The organism is Aquiflexum sp. (genome assembly GCF_041751335.1).
Classification (GTDB): Bacteria; Bacteroidota; Bacteroidia; order Cytophagales; family Cyclobacteriaceae; genus Aquiflexum.
This window is the reverse complement of sequence record NZ_JBGSXS010000464.1, coordinates 1-14308: the sequence shown is the minus strand read 5'-3', so window position 1 is coordinate 14308 and position 14308 is coordinate 1. Positions and strand designations below refer to the sequence as shown.

At 38.6% G+C, this 14308-nt stretch carries 9 protein-coding genes; 3 read left to right on the top strand and 6 right to left on the bottom strand.

Annotated elements, in window-relative coordinates:
* Positions 1-249: 249 nt before the first annotated feature.
* Positions 250-1944 (bottom strand): GMC oxidoreductase, encoded by a 1695-nt coding sequence (locus ACEW8U_RS24065; protein WP_373524607.1) that lies wholly within the window; start codon positions 1942-1944, stop codon positions 250-252.
* Positions 1945-1956: 12 nt separating this feature from the next.
* The gene (locus tag ACEW8U_RS24060) at positions 1957-2514 is read right to left on the bottom strand and encodes a gluconate 2-dehydrogenase subunit 3 family protein (protein ID WP_373524606.1); all 558 of its coding nucleotides are present in this window, start codon (positions 2512-2514) and stop codon (positions 1957-1959) included.
* A 251-nt stretch (positions 2515-2765) separates the two neighbouring features.
* On the opposite strand from ACEW8U_RS24060, the gene ACEW8U_RS24055 reads away from it, so the two are divergent.
* The 3 genes from ACEW8U_RS24055 to ACEW8U_RS24045 all read left to right on the top strand — a co-directional run bounded on the left by ACEW8U_RS24055 (position 2766) and on the right by ACEW8U_RS24045 (position 10424).
* Positions 2766-3593 (top strand): sterol desaturase family protein, encoded by an 828-nt coding sequence (locus ACEW8U_RS24055; RefSeq protein ID WP_373524605.1) that lies wholly within the window; start codon positions 2766-2768, stop codon positions 3591-3593.
* A gap of 147 nt (positions 3594-3740) precedes the next feature.
* Positions 3741-5258 carry a hypothetical protein gene (locus tag ACEW8U_RS24050; RefSeq protein WP_373524604.1) on the top strand — a complete coding sequence of 506 codons (1518 nt, stop codon included), beginning with the start codon at positions 3741-3743 and terminating at the stop codon, positions 5256-5258.
* A 9-nt stretch (positions 5259-5267) separates the two neighbouring features.
* Positions 5268-10424, top strand: a complete 5157-nt coding sequence (locus ACEW8U_RS24045) for an adenylate/guanylate cyclase domain-containing protein (protein WP_373524603.1) — start codon at positions 5268-5270, stop codon at positions 10422-10424.
* A 102-nt stretch (positions 10425-10526) separates the two neighbouring features.
* Here the strand turns inward: ACEW8U_RS24045 and ACEW8U_RS24040 are convergent, their stop codons facing one another.
* The 4 genes from ACEW8U_RS24040 to ACEW8U_RS24025 form a co-directional block, all read right to left on the bottom strand.
* Complete coding sequence (locus tag ACEW8U_RS24040) at positions 10527-11264, bottom strand: DUF1080 domain-containing protein (RefSeq protein ID WP_373524602.1); 738 nt, start codon at positions 11262-11264, stop codon at positions 10527-10529.
* Positions 11264-11683, bottom strand: a complete 420-nt coding sequence (locus tag ACEW8U_RS24035; RefSeq protein ID WP_373524601.1) for a c-type cytochrome — start codon at positions 11681-11683, stop codon at positions 11264-11266. The genes ACEW8U_RS24040 and ACEW8U_RS24035 overlap by 1 nt, the downstream gene beginning before the upstream one ends.
* A 25-nt stretch (positions 11684-11708) precedes the next feature.
* Positions 11709-12761 (bottom strand): sugar phosphate isomerase/epimerase family protein, encoded by a 1053-nt coding sequence (locus tag ACEW8U_RS24030; RefSeq protein ID WP_373524600.1) that lies wholly within the window; start codon positions 12759-12761, stop codon positions 11709-11711.
* Positions 12762-12953: 192 nt separating this feature from the next.
* Positions 12954-14120, bottom strand: a complete 1167-nt coding sequence (locus ACEW8U_RS24025) for a Gfo/Idh/MocA family protein (RefSeq protein ID WP_373524599.1) — start codon at positions 14118-14120, stop codon at positions 12954-12956.
* Between the last annotated feature and the right edge of the window lie 188 nt (positions 14121-14308).

Sequence of the window (14308 nt, the reverse complement as noted above, 5' to 3'; positions counted from 1 at the left end):
TTTTTAAAAACATAGATTGAGTGATAAGGCTTAGTGAAAGAATGTTGATGCTTTATCAGCACCATCCTTGTATCTGTAATTATATTTAGTAGATAAAACTGCTAGTTCAATCAATAGAAGAATAGGTAAGGAGGACATATACCGATTACCAATTCATTCTTGCCTAAAAACCATCAGTATAATCGCTGATGGTTTTTTTATATTTCACTTCCAAAACTCAAAAAAATTCAGGATTATATTCCCCTGTTTTCACAAATTCCCTTTATTCAATTCCTCCACAGCATGATTCGCGGCTCTGGCTGTGAATGCCATAAACATCAGTGTAGGGTTTTGAGTACTGGTGCTCGTAAAGCTCGCCCCATCTGTGACGAAAACATTTTTGCAGCTATGAAGCTGATTCCATTCATTCAACAAGGAGGTTTTTGGATCTTTGCCCATACGGACCCCGCCCATTTCATGTATATCAGATCCCGGTGCTGAATGGGAGTCTTCAACTTTGATATTGGTAAATCCTGCCTTCTCATACATTTCAGTTTGTTGTTGGATAAAATCAGCAGTCATTTTATCATCATTGTCAGTCCATTCTACCGAAAGGATGATTTTTGGAATCCCATATTTATCAGTTTGATCTGTGCTGAGACGCATGTGGTTGGATTCTATCGGCACAGTTTCTCCCTGCATCCATGCTGCCAAATGCCAGTTTCCATATTTTTGGTTCAGCAAATTATCCCTTAATTCATGTCCGATCATGCTGGTATCAGAACCTAGCCCCCTGCCGCCTGACATCCCTATGGAATATCCGCGAAGGAAATCTGTTTCCTGGTTGAATACATTTCGGAATCTTGGTACATAAGCATGACCTGCATGGCGGCCTGCGGTAACTTTGTCAAAAAATCCTTCAAATGTGGCACTTCCTTTTCCCCTGTAATTATGACAAGCAAGAAATTTCCCCATCAATCCATTGTCATTGCCAATGCCATTTGGAAAACGGGATGATTTAGAATTCAACAATATTGCATTGGAAGCAATTGTCGAGGCATTGACAAATATGATTTTGGCATAAAATTCAATGGAACTCTTACTCTCTCTGTCAATTATTCTTACACCTATTGCTCGCCCTTTGGACTCATCATAAATGATGGATTCGACTACAGCATCCGGTCTGATGGTTAGATTTCCCGTCTTTTCAGCCCAGGGAAGTGTAGATGCATTTGCTGAAAAATAGCCTCCATACACACACCCTCTATTACACATACCCTGATTTTGGCATTTGTACCTCCCTTGCGCTCTGTGGATTTCCTGTGGATCTGTAAGATGGGCACACCTGCCCTGAATCAGGTGGCGGGTTCCATAATTTTTCTTTAACTGTTCTTTATAATGATTTTCAATACAGCTCAATTCAAAACCTGGTTGAACGATGGAATCAGGAAGTTCGGCCAAGCCGTCTCTCCCTCCTGCGATTCCCGCAAAGGTCTCTACATAATCCAACCAAGGTTCTAAGTCTTTGTACCGAACAGGCCAATCCACAGCAAACCCATCTCTGGCCGGTCCTTCAAAATCATAGTCTGACCAACGCTGGGTTGCTCTTGCCCAAAGCAGAGATTTTCCCCCAACATGATACCCTCTAAACCAACGAAAAGGCTTTTCCTCTATAATTGGCTGTTCATCTTCAGCCATTGCCCAATGGAGTGTCTCTTCCCTTGCCCATCTCCCCGCTCCAACTCCGGACCGTTTTTCAATTGGAACTGCTCCTCTGAATTTAAACTCCCATGGGGCCATGGAAGCAGTTGGATAATCTTCAACATGCCTTACCATCCTTCCCCTTTCAAGTACCAAAGTCTTTAGTCCTTTTTCACAAAGCTCCTTAGCAGCCCAGCCACCACTTGCACCAGAACCGATTACAATGGCATCATAGGTGCGTTTTTCTTTTGAATCTTCTAACATGATTGTTTTGGGTTAGGCTTGGGTTGTTAAATCCACACATCCGTTGTAATATCCGGGGGCAACCTGATAACCTCTATAATCTGCCATCACTTCTTTGACAGTAGTGAAACCTGTGATGGTTTGCGATTTCATTAGGTCAAAAAACTGCTTTTCAGCTTCATTTTCCGACTCTGACATTGACAAAAGCAATTTTTCTCTTTCTTCCTGTGTCGCTTTACTAAATGTTTTCCCCAATTCTTTCTTAGATTTTTCCGATAATCTTGCCAACTGTAACTTGATCATATCCTGTATCTCTTTTTCATAGCAATGTTCAAAAAGCCTCATTAAGTATTTATCAGTACCGGTACTAAGTGCCCCAATCGGTATGGGATTGGGCATTGGCACTTTTGGCGGAAGGCCAACAGGAATTATTGTATCAGCAATAGCAGAGATCAGTTCCTCTTCCTTAATGGTAAAAAAACCTTTGTGGGTCAATTGATCTACCAGTTGCCATTTCCAATCCACCAGTACCAGTCCTGCAATTCCAGCGGCGGTACCACCGAGAATTTTGAGTGATTTCCTTCTGTCCATAAGTGTTATTTTGAAATGCAGTAATCCTGAAATATAGGGCATTGCCTTTAAAATATCATATCCTAAAACTTAAAATCTATCAATGGGAAATGGAGAGGATATATGGGGAAAGGAGGACTGTGAAAATGCAATTGTTGAATTTAATATAATTCGCTTTTAGAAATTATTAGAGAGATTGAAATAAGGTAGCTTATAACAATTTGACTAAACAAAACGATTATATTTAAATTCACCTATAAAAAATTGAGTAAATGGATTTTAATCTCGATTGGCTCCTAGGTACTGATTATACCCAACCTGTAAATTTTCTAATCATTGCCTTCATCTTATTGTCAGGTATTTTCCTAAGATATATAATTTTGGGGTTAGTCTATCATGAGTTGGTTTACAAAAAATTGGGGGACTCTCAACCTTATCGAAGACTACATCAACAGATCAAAATCCCTCAGGTAAAAAAGGAGATTTGGTATTCTTTTTTGGGGGCGATAATATTTGCAGTGTCCGGTACAATATTGCTGATTTGCTGGCAACAGGGATACAACAAACTGTATACAAAAATTGTTGTTTGGGATATGCTGTGGATACCATGTAGCTTTTGTATTGCGCTTTTCATTCATGAAACTTATTATTACTGGCTCCATCGGTGGATGCATCGCCCAAATATACTCCGGCAATTTCATCACGTTCACCACAGTAGTCTTTTTACAAGTTCCTTTACCTCATTTTCTTTTCATCCTATAGAGGCATTGTTTCAAGCCGTTTTTTTGCCATTTTTGGTACTCATGCTTCCCATGCATTTTTCAGTTTTATTGGCCTTGATAGTGACAATGTCCATTACCGCTGTGATCAATCATGCTGGAGTAGAAGTTTACTCCAGTGCAGCCATCAAGTCCCCAATTGGAAGATGGGTGGTAGGTGCTACACATCACGATATGCATCATTTGAAATATAAATGTAATTTTGCCCTGTATTTTACTTTTTGGGATGTATGGATGCAAACAGAGGACGATGGATTTGAAAAGCGGTTTTTAGAGCATACTTCAAAAAAAAACTTTGAAAAAGTTAGGTCAAATCCCTGAAACTTGTAACAATATCGATTTTTTTATACTCTCCATTTGCATTCGGAATGGAAGTTTATAATCAGAAAAACAGATTTTAAAATCAAAATTTTGTTTATGGGCATAATAACATAAATTAGGTATTTATTTAAACATAATAAAAAACTCATGGCTCTACCAAACGTCAAATCGCAAAAAGATTTTTTATACAAAAGAAAAGGACCATGGCCTCAACCACAACCTTCCCATCCATTTGGTTTTGCCCCAGGCGTCGTCCACATCCCCAAAGATGAAGTTAGAAAATGGAATTGGACTATAGGTATTCACTACAAAATCACACTTTTAACTTTTTGGCCTAAATCTATGGCTTATGCTTTTAAAAACCGGGCATTAAGGCCTGTGACAGATGATGATTTTGAAAGGTTACTGACACACTCTTCCTTCAGTAAATTTCTTTCCAATGAACTCAATGAAAAAGAGAAATATCCCCACAACGAAAAACTGACCATATTCAAGAAATTTCTGGAAGCCGAACCAAATGAGCAGTTCTTTGTAGCCGATTACAGCTTGTTAGAGCATTGCTTATCTTATCCAGGGATTTACACAGCGCCGACGATCTCCTTGTTTAAAGGTGAGTTAGTGAATGGGCAAAGAAAAGTTATTGCCATTTATTTTCCCGATAATAATTTAATGCTTACCCCTAAAGACAGCAATGCTTGGGAGCTCGCAAAATACTTTGTTCTTCAAGGGGCTGCTGTACGCATTTCTTCTTCCGCCCATGCCAACCTGCATTTTCCATATGACAGTATCAATGCCATTTCAAAATCTGCTCTACCCAAAGATTCTGTGTTGCTTAGGTTGCTGAAGCCCCATCTCGACCTAACGCTGGAATTGAACTACTCTGTGCTCAATTCGCCTACATCACCGGTTGTCAACAACCAAATGATGCCTTTTGCTGCATTCCCTGCCCCGGAAGGTGGATTGGCTGGCATGTTCCTTTACGGGTATAATGGTATGGAGGGTAATCCTTCCTACCCAAAATACGAATTCCAAATTGTTCCAAACACATTTCATTCTGACTACGGCACATTCTTAATGGCTTACTATAATACCATTTTTAATTTTGTCCATAAAGTGGTCGAACAGATTCCCGAAGATGAATATACAGATATCAAAGTCTGGGCAGACTATGTCAAAACATGGGTTCCCAATTTCCCTTCCGGTGACGAATTTTTCTATTTGGATAATAACGGAAAAGCCAAATATAAGAAACATGACAAAGAAGAGGAAGAATCACTTTTAGCTAAAGTAATTGCCAATATTATTTGGGATTTATCTGTAGGACATGCCGCTGACCATTATGATTATAGTCTTATAGACATCAATAAAGCACCCTTACGTTTAAGGGTGCCACCACCGCATTCCAATGAAATTCCTTCATTTGACAGAAAAAAGATCATTGATTGGATTGATATATTCAAGCACCATTTTGAAAGAAAGATGTTCTTTGCTCCAAGGAATGTCACCCTATTGCAAGACACTAAATATGACTTCAACAAACCTTCAGAACAGATACTAAGAGAATTAAATGTATACTTCCTCGAAGATCTGAAAAAAACAGAAAAAGAATTAACAGTTTATAATTATATCCCGCTTGACCAGATTTCAAGAAGCATTCAGTATTAAAATTACTATATGATAACTTTTCCAGGTTTTTCCATTTTAGAGGTAATCCATAAAAGTGGCAATAAAATTTTATGCAGAGCAAAAAAAAACCTAGATAACTCGACTGTAATTTTAAAAATTATTCCGAATGAGTTTTTTAATCCAGTAGACATCTCCAAAATGGAAAGGGAGCTTGAGATTTCTTCTAAAATTGAATCTGAAGGAGTGATCAATATGCTCGAAATAGTTGATACCGATCAGGGGTTGGCTATTGTTATGGAGAATTTTGAGGGCATCCTATTGAGTGATTACCTTAAATTCAAACAGGGTTCTTTTGAAAAAAAACTAGACATTAGCATACAACTTGCCCATTTGGTAGAAATACTTCACAGAAACAATGTCATCCATAAAAACATCAATCCGGACAATTTCCTGTATAACCCAGAAACTGGAAAGATCAAACTGTATGAATTCAGTATTTCTATTCTGGTCAGAAAGGAGATTGTAGAAATCATAAACCACAGAGAAATAGAAGGGTCTCTGGAATATATTTCTCCAGAACAAACTGGGCGTACAAGCAGGATGATTGATTTCAAGACGGATTTTTACTCTTTGGGAGTCTTGTTCTATCGCATATTTTCAGGAAGATTACCTTTCGATAGCGAAGACCCTGGAGAGCTTGTCCATGCCCATATAGCAAAAAAACCTGAGGACCCTAGTTCAATTAAATCTTCGATCCCTTCAGTCTTGGGTAAAATCATCTTAAAACTGCTCGAAAAAGCCCCGGAACAAAGATACAATTCTGCTAAGGGCCTTATTTGGGACTTAGAAAATTGCCGGTATTTACATTTTGAAAAGGGGAATGTAGCCGAATTCGATATTGCACAACATGACCGATCAGATCAATTTTACATTCCCCAAAAATTGTATGGCAGGGAAAAAGAAATTTCTGAATTATTGGCAGCCTTTGAAAAGTCTATTCGAGGTGATGCGTCATTCGTCCTAATTGGAGGCTACTCGGGAATAGGGAAATCCGCATTGGTCAATGAAATCTATCAAAATGTAGTGTCTTCAGGTAGTTTTTTTGCCATAGGAAAATTTGACCAATTTCAAAAAAACATACCATACAGCGCTGGAATAAATGCTTTTAGAGGCTTGGTCATGCAACTTCTGGCTGAACCGAATGAAATCGTTGAAAGCTGGAAAGAAAAAATCCTTCATGTCCTAGGGGCAAATGCACAACTGATCATTGACATCATCCCGGAAGTAGGATTAATCGTTGGCAAACAACCTGCTCTCATTCCTCTTCCACCAACAGAAGCCATCAATAGGGTCAATCTTGCCTTTGTTTCCTTTATTCAATTGTTTGCCAAACCAGAACATCCTTTGGTAATCTTCTTGGATGACCTTCAGTGGGCTGACCTCCCCACATTGAAACTGATCAATTTGGTGCTCAATGATCTGGAAACATCCCATTTTCTACTTATTGGCACCTTTCGGGAAAACGAGGTGGATGCCGCCCATCCCTTAAAACAATTGGTCAATTCCTTAAAAGACAATCAATACCCTATTGAAGAAATGATTCTTCAGCCATTAAAAAAGGAAAATATTCGGGAATTGCTGACTGATATCTTTGGTCCTGATTCCCCAAAACTTAATGCTCTTTCAGAACTGATACTGACAAAGACAGGAGGCAACCCTTTTTTCACCAATGAATTTTTAAAATCCCTTTATCAGGAAAAGCTCATCAGGTTTGACCACGAAAGCCTATCATGGGATTGGGACATCAAAAAAATCGTCGATGAGGATATCACTGACAATGTGGTTGAATTGATGATCGGGAAAATTAAAAAATTAAATCCCAGTACCCAAGACTTGTGTAAGTATGCCTCCTGTATTGGGAATAGCTTTGATTTAATGACCCTCTCAAACATCTACAAAAAATCACTAGAGGACACAGAGAAATCACTTTGGCCAGCCATGGAAGAAGGCTTGATATTGGGATTGGGAAAAACTTCCAATTTTCAGGAAAAATTAAAATTGCTAGATAAATCTAAAAATATCCAGTACAGATTCCTACATGATAGGGTTCAACAAGCGGCTTATGCCATGGTCGAGGAAAAGGAGAAAGAATCCCTGCATCTGCATATTGGAAGAATTCTTTTGGATAGTTTTAGTGAGGATAAAATTTCAGAAAATATTTTTGACATCGTCAACCAACTTAATTCCGGTGCTAGGCTAATAGATAGCGAAGAAGAAAAAATTAAGGTTGTTGGCTTGAACCTTATTGCCGGAAAAAAAGCAAAATCATCAGCGGCTTATGAACCTGCACATAACTATCTCTCAGCTGGTATCAGGATTTTACCTTCTGATTCTTGGAAAACAAATACTGCCTTGGCATTGGAACTGCATAACGAATGCGGTGAGTCCGCCTATCTCAGTGGAAATATTGATGATATGGAAAGAATCACCAATGCAATATTCCAAAACATCCAAAATCCGAAGGACCTAATCAAAGCCAATATCATCAAAATCAAGGCTTTTGTATCACTTACTAAAAACGAAGAAGCTTTTGACACCGGCATAGCATGTCTCAAAGGTCTGGGGTTAAATTTTCCTGAAAAACCCAATCAACTGCATATTATTTTTAGCCTACTTGCCACCAAATTCAATCTCCACAACAAGACAAAAGAACAACTGCTTTCTTTAATGGAGATGAATGATGAAAAACAATCCAATATCATGGAGATATTGTCTGAAATAGCTCAACCGTCCTATTTTGCAAAAAAAAATTTCTTCCCTCTCATCGTCTTCAAACAGATTAACCTTTCCATCAAACATGGAAACCACCACCATACGGCTTTTGCTTATTCCACCTATGGCATTGTCATGTGTGGTAGTACTTTCGAATTTGAGGAAGGTTTAAAATACGGTGAACTTGCCGTCAGCCTCAATGAAAAATTCGGTTCTAAGGCACTTTTTTCCAAAATCCATTTTATCAATGGCAATTTTATAAGGAACTGGAAATTTCATTTTAGTCAAAACCTTCCTGAAATTTTGGAAAGTTATCATAAGGGGAAAGAAACAGGTGATTTTCTGTTCGCTTCTTATGCCGCTTTTAATTATTGTGTGATAAAATTTTTCATGGACATCCCCTTGTCGAAACTAAATGAGGAAATGGAAGATTTTGCTTCAAGTCTGAAAAAAATCAAACAAGATTTAGGACTTAGATGGCTCAATACCTTCAGGGAAACCGCTGAGATTTTGACAGGAGCAAAATTACACACGCAGATAAAAGGAAAATATTACAATGAGGAAATAGAAAAAAAACACCAAGAAGATACTTTTGACTTCACCGGGTTGTTTGTTTACACCACCAATAAGGTTTTATTGGAATTCTTAAACGGTAATCCTAAAAATGTGATCCGTCAAGCAGAAAATGGATTCAAAATCGTCGAAAATGTATTAGCGTGGCCACACATTCCTTTCGTACAATGTCTTTATGCCATTTCTTTACTCCAAGATACTCCTAATCAGGGCAGCATCAAAAGTGCTATTTCAATTTTTAAGGCGAAACAGATAATCTCTAAGATTAAAAAAGCTGCCAAAAGCTCACCTGAAAATTTCAGTAACAAACTTCATTTAGTTAAGGCAGAACTATACGCCATAAGGAAAAATAAAAATAAGGCATTAAAAGAATACGAATTGGCAATTCAACAGGCTAAGGAATCCAATCTTACTTTGGAACGTGCCATTGCAAATGAGTTATGTGGGATTTTTTCCTTATCTATTGGAGATGATGAAAACGGTTTCAAATTTTTATTGGAAGCTAGGAGAGTATTTCAAAAATGGGGCGCCACAAGTAAGGTGGATCAAATGGATCTCAAATATGGCATTAAAGCTAAAAAGGGGATTAATGAATTTAAAAGTGAAGGTGTTTTACCAGAGTATTCATTTAAGCAGACTGTCTCAGAACTTGACATGAATTCCTTGATGAAAGCATCCTTGGCCATTTCAGGAGAAATTCTACTTGAGAACTTAGTCGAAAAACTCATGGGAGTGGTGGTTGAAAATGCAGGGGCCCAAAATGGATACCTGATCATTCAAACCAATCAAGAGTGGTTTATTGAAGGACTCTTATCGATTATGCCTGGATTTGAAAAACCGGAAACCAAAATCCCGCTTAAAAGAAACTCTTTTGTTCCTGAATCTGTGGTTCAATTTGTAATCAGGACACAGGAGGATTTGGTTCTTGAAAACATCCAACAAGACATCAGGTTTAAAAATGATCCCGTTTTCAATCAAAATAAAACTGTATCTGTATTATGCCTTCCTGTATTCAATCAAGGAAGGCTGACTGCTATTCTTTATTTGGACAATTCCCTTCATCCGGGGGTTTTTACAGAAGACCGGGTAAAATTCTTAAAACTGCTTTCGGGACAAATTGCTATTTCTTTGGAAAATGCACTTTTGTACAAAAACCTTGAACAAAAAGTAATGGAAAGAACCGAAGAGCTTGAAAAACAAAAAGATGAGCTCGAACATGAAAAATTGAAATCGGAAAGTTTGTTACTAAACATCCTTCCAAAAGAAACCGCCGATGAATTAAAAATTAATGGCACCTCTATTCCTAAATATTACCAGAATATCACTGTCATGTTTACGGACTTTGTAAATTTTACTCAAGCCAGCGAAAACCTGGATGCTGTGGAATTGGTCAAAGAGATCAATTACTATTACAGTGTCTTTGACGAAATCATGACCAAGCATCAAGTAGAAAAGATAAAAACAATAGGTGACAGTTACATGGCAGCTTCCGGAATGCCCATGGAAAAATCATCTCATGCAATAGATGCTGTAAATGCAGCCCTAGATATTTGCCGATTCGTTTCTCTGGAAAAAGAAGAAAGAATTTCCCAAAACAGACCATTTTTTGAAATCAGAATTGGATTACACAGTGGCCCGGTTGTGGCTGGAATCGTAGGGACAAAAAAATTCGTCTATGATATTTGGGGAGACACAGTCAATGTTGCCTCCAGAATGGAGAGTCATGGAGAACCAGATAAAGTAAACATCAGCGGAGTAACCTATAAATTAGTGAAAGAAAACTTTGAAGTTCATTTCCGAGGCAAGATTGAGGTTAAAAATAAAGGAATGATCGATATGTATTACGTGTCAAATAACTGAAGATTTTAATTTGGAAGGAAAAATCATTTGACTGTAAAATGAAAAAATCCAGAGGATATCTGGATTTTTTCATTTTTATCAAGTTTTGTCAGGTCGTGAAAATCAAAGCCTTTTAATCCTGATATTTCTGAACCAAACCTCATCTCCATGGTCCTGAAGGGCGATTTTACCTTTTTTGTATTTCCCAAAACCAGGCATGTCTTTGAATTTGGAATTGGCGACCATTTCGTCCCATTCAGGAGTCCACATCGTGGTAGAAACCACCATCACACCATTCAAATACAATTCCAGGTTACCATCTTTGGCAATGATTTCAGCCAGATTCCATTCCCCAACTGCTTTGACTGTTTCTTCACTGGATTCAATCAGGTCATAAAGGTCACCGGCACGATGGGTAGTGATTTTAGCATCAGGATGGCCATCATTGTCCAACACCTGCATTTCAAGACCTGACATAAATGAGTAAGGATATTCTCCTGAATCGCTTACAAAGAAAATAATGCCTGAATTACCATTTTCGGAGATTTTCCATTCCACTTGTAAATGATAATTGTCAAACTCCTCATCGGTAACGATGTCTCCTGCATCTCCTTCCTGCCAAGAATCTTTGTTTTTGGCATCAAGGTAAATGGCTCCATCCTGAACTTTCCATGCATTTCCAACATCTCCACCTCCATATTTGGACCAACCTTCAAATGTTTGTCCATCAAAAAGGCTTTCCCAATCATTCTCCTCCACAACTGTTTCTGTTACTTCATGCACTTGCTTGTCCCCTCCTCCACAGGCAAAGACTATAAAAGCCAATGGCAAAAATATAGATGCTGATTTATTATGCTGCATTATTTCAAAATCAATACATATTTAACTATCGTTTCTACATCCTCTTTACTTACTTGAGGATGTGCTGGCATGGGCACTTCTCCCCACACACCCACATTGCCATTAATTACATGTGAAGTCAGCAATGCTACGTTTTCAGCATTGTTTTCATATTTGGCTGCCACATCCGCATAAGAAGGCCCTACGATTTTTCTCTGAATCATATGACAGGCAGTACATCCTGCTTCTTTTGCTTTAGCCGAACCAGCTACAAAAACAGGATCGTCTTTATATTTCTCTTCCAAGCTTACAGGAGCTGCTGCGGGAGGAGGAGTTGATGTAGTTGTTTCGGTGGAAGAACTTGAACCTCCCCCTCCACAAGAATAGGCCAAAGCAGAAATAGCAATGACGCCAATAGATAATGATTTAATTAGTTTCATAATTGATATAAAGGTTAATTGTATTTTAAATGCCTAATATTTTCTTATTGAATGCCTCATTTGCCCCTGTACCGGCAAAATCATCAAAAGCTTTCTCAGTTACTCTAATAATATGGTCCGAAATAAATGGGGCACCTTCAATTGCACCTTGTTCGGGATGTTTGATAGCACACTCCCATTCCAAAACAGCCCAACCATCATAATCATATTGGGAAAGTTTGCTAAAGATACTACTAAAATCTACTTGTCCATCTCCCAAAGAACGGAATCTTCCTGCACGGTCCAACCAGCTCTGGAAGCCACCATAAACTCCCTGTTTTCCTGTTGGATTAAATTCGGCATCCTTCACATGGAACATTTTGATCCTTTCATGATAAAAATCTATGAATTGTAAGTAATCCAGACATTGCAAGACGAAGTGACTTGGATCATATAGGATATTTGCCCGCTTGTGGTTATTGACTTTTTCCAAAAACATCTCAAAGGTAATCCCGTCATGCAGGTCTTCTCCTGGATGAAGCTCATAGCAGACATCAATTCCATATTCATCGAAGGTGTCCAAAATTGGTGTCCAACGTTTTGCAAGTTCTGTAAAACCTGTCTCCACCAAACCAGCCGGTCGCTGAGGCCAAGGATATACAGTATGCCACATCAGAGCTCCTGAAAAAGTTGCATGAGCTGTTAAACCTAAATTTGATGAAGCTTTTGCAGCATATTTCAATTGCTGAGTTGCCCACTCGGTTTTTCCTTTGATGTTTCCCGCAAGATTGGATGGAGCAAAGCCATCAAATAACTCATTATAAGCTGGATGGACTGCCACCAATTGTCCTTGGAGATGAGTGGACAACTCGGTGATTTCCATCCCTGCATCATTCACTATACCTTTGATTTCATCTGCGTAAGTTTTGCTCTCCGCGGCTTTTTGTAAATCTATCATTCTTCCATCCCAAGACGGAATCTGTACGCCTTTGTAGCCTACGATGGACATCCATTCACAAATACTTTTTAAATTATTGAAAGGCGCTACATCATCAGCAAATTGTGCCAGAAATATCGCCGGTCCTTTTATGGTTTTCATAGGTTTATTATAATTTTTGATTGAAAGATTTTAAAATTGAAAGATTACAGTTTATAAGATTGGAAAGATTTCTCCTGATTTTTCCTCACGCTTCTAGGCTCTTGTTTCTCGGTTCTAGCCTCTCACTTCTAGATTCTTGGCTCTTGGTTCTCGCTTATCGCTTCTTGGCTCTTGTCTCTTGTCTCTCGCTTCTCAATATTCCACCTTAAATGGTGTCCATTTCATCTCAGAAGCTGAGCTTTTCAATACATTTTCAATAAAAGCCATTCCTCTAATGCCGTCTTCTGCTCCAGGGAAATCCCACCATTCAGCCTTTGGTTCCTCTCCATTTTTAAGTGCGTTTATACACCTGGCAAAGTTCCTGTAAATATTAGCGAATGCCTCAATATAGCCTTCTGGGTGGCCTGCTGGTGTTCTGATATTTTCATTGGCCAAAGACCCAAGATAACCTGTCCCCGCTCTATAGATTTCGTCCGGTTTATCGGGCCATCTTAACCTTAGCGTATTGTTATCTTCCTGCTGCCATTCCAGACCTGCTTTATCTCCAAAAACCCGAATTTTGAGGTTATTCTCACATCCTGCATCAATCTGGGAAGCAGTCAAAATTCCAGATGCATTATTTTCAAATCTCATTAATACAGCGCCATCATCATCAATCGGTCTTCCTCCTACTTTGATATCCAGGTCAGCACAGATTTTCGCTACTTTGATCCCTGCAACATATTCCACCAAGTTAAATGCATGCGTCCCAATGTCACCAAAACAGCCTGCTTTTCCATTCCTTTCCGGGTCGGTTCTCCACTCTGCCTGTTTGTTTTCATATTCCAAAAGCTTGTGAAGCCATCCTTGGGGATATTCCACGTATACTTTCCTCACTTCACCTATCACCCCGTCCGCGATCATCTGCTTCATTTGCTTGATCATGGGATAACCTGTGTAGGTATGGGTCAAACAAAACAGTTTATCGCTTTTTTTGATAATCTTATACAGTTCCTTAGCCTCTTCATAATTCAACGTCATCGGCTTATCCAAAACCACATGAAATCCATTTTCCAAAGCTTTTTTTGTAGGATCGAAATGGACATTGTTGGGCGTTACGATACTGATGATGTCAATTCTTTCTGATGCGGGCAATGCAAGTTCTTTAGCGATCATCTCATCATAAGATTTGTAAACCCTAGATGGATCAAGCATCAAATCCTCGCCAGCCTGTTTTGATTTTTCTGGATTGCTGCTAAAAGCCCCTGCGGTCATTTCTATCAGTCCGTCCATCAATGCAGCGTTGCGGTGGATCGCACCTATAAAAGCTCCCGGTCCGCCTCCGACCATTCCCATTTTCAGTTTTTTCTGAGTTGCCATTGGTTTTTAGGTAAATTGGTTTTAAAGTTGATTATTTTGGTTTAATTTTCCTGAAAGATAATTTATCCTCCTTATTCCCATAAATACGAAATGAAATAAATGATCAATTGCAGTAAGATGTTATGAATGGTTAAGAACTCAATTTCATATTACCTTATTTGTACATCCGATTCACAAAAATTAAAATT